This window comes from Methylomonas sp. Kb3 (assembly GCF_002834115.1).
Lineage (GTDB): Bacteria > Pseudomonadota > Gammaproteobacteria > Methylococcales > Methylomonadaceae > Methylomonas > Methylomonas defluvii.
Map to the genome: position 1 here is coordinate 1 of NZ_PIZT01000044.1, position 1,401 is coordinate 1,401.

The window sequence follows — 1,401 nt, forward strand, 5'->3', positions numbered from 1 at the left end:
TAACAGGCTGTTGAAATTTACCGATATACCTTCGGTTTCGGCGCCATTTCTCGAAGCGCCGGGTGGTCTGGAAGCCTGATTAGGCCTTAAAAACCGGTTTTGGCCGGTTATATTCGCCCCTAAGGGGGTTAAATTCCGCCTTTTGGCGGATTTTAGGCGCACGACCACCTAGGCGGTGCTGTAACGCCAACCGAAAATGGCGCCCATTCGCGTCAGGTTATAGGCGGCAAAGGTAAAAAACGTTTGTGCGGCGACTTTCTTCAAGCCCCGGAACTTGGTTTGCCGTAGCGGACCGACGGTCTTGGCCCAGCCGAAGACTTCTTCGATCCGGTTGCGGGTTTTGAGGCTTTTGCGGTAACCGTCGTGCCTCGTGGTACGGCCATCAATGGCCGAGCCTTTTTCTTTTCTGGCGACATGCGGGGTGACTTTGCGTCCGCGTAGCTTGCCCACGAAATCCGCTGTATCGTAGTTTTTGTCGGCGCCCAAGGTTGCGCCAGGTTTACTGATCGTGCGTTTGACCATGGTTTCGGCCGCCTCGCGTTCCGCGGTGCCGGTGGCCTGGGTGACTTCAACGTCGACGACTAAGCCATTGCGGTTCTCCATCAAGGCATGGCCGAGGAAAGCCAGCTGAGATTTGTCACCTTCGCTCTTTTTGTACAGCCGAGCATCGGGATCGGTGGTCGAGGCGTGGGTATCGTTGCTGCGTTTCTCGCCCTTGAAGTTGACGGTGGGATTGCGTCCACCGTCTTCCGGCGGCGGGGTCGAACCGTCCTTTTTGACGAAACTCTTGTGCGAAGCCCAGGCCTGGATCAACGTACCGTCCACGGAGAAATGTTCGTCGGAGAGTAGCTTTTTCCACTCCGCCAAGGCCAGTACCCGTTCGAAAAACAAACGGCTGATACCCAAAGGGCACAAGTGCGCTCGTTCAGCAAGCGGTCGCGGTTGGCGCTGAAGGTGGAGTGATCCCATACGGCGTCGTCCATGGTCAAGCCAACGAACCAGCGGTACAGCAGGTTGAAATCGATATGCTCCACCAACTGCCGCTCCGAGCGAATGGAGAACAGCACTTGCAGCAGACTGGCGCGCAGCAGGCGCTCCGGCGGAATCGAATCCCGGCCGCGACGGGCGTAGAGCGCGTCGAACTCGTCGTTCAGTGTGGCGAGCAACAGATCGACTACTTTGCGTAGATTGCGGAGCGGATGTTTTTTCGGAATCCGCGCTTCCAGGGTTCGGTAGCTGAACAGGTCTTCTTGGGTGATGTCGGCGCCGCGCATGGGATCAATGCAGTATATTGGAGATGGTACTATTTTATCATGCAGAACAATGTCTTATGAATTACTCTCGCATCTGGTTCAACCAATCAATGCGGCTTGCGGGAGCGATAAAATCAACAGCCTGTTA

General features: G+C 55.8%; 1 pseudogene. It reads right to left on the minus strand.

The features are described 5' to 3' along the window. Positions 1 to 168: 168 nt before the first annotated feature. Positions 169 to 1,274: pseudogene (locus tag CWO84_RS15355) on the minus strand (IS5 family transposase). Positions 1,275 to 1,401: the final 127 nt, after the last annotated feature.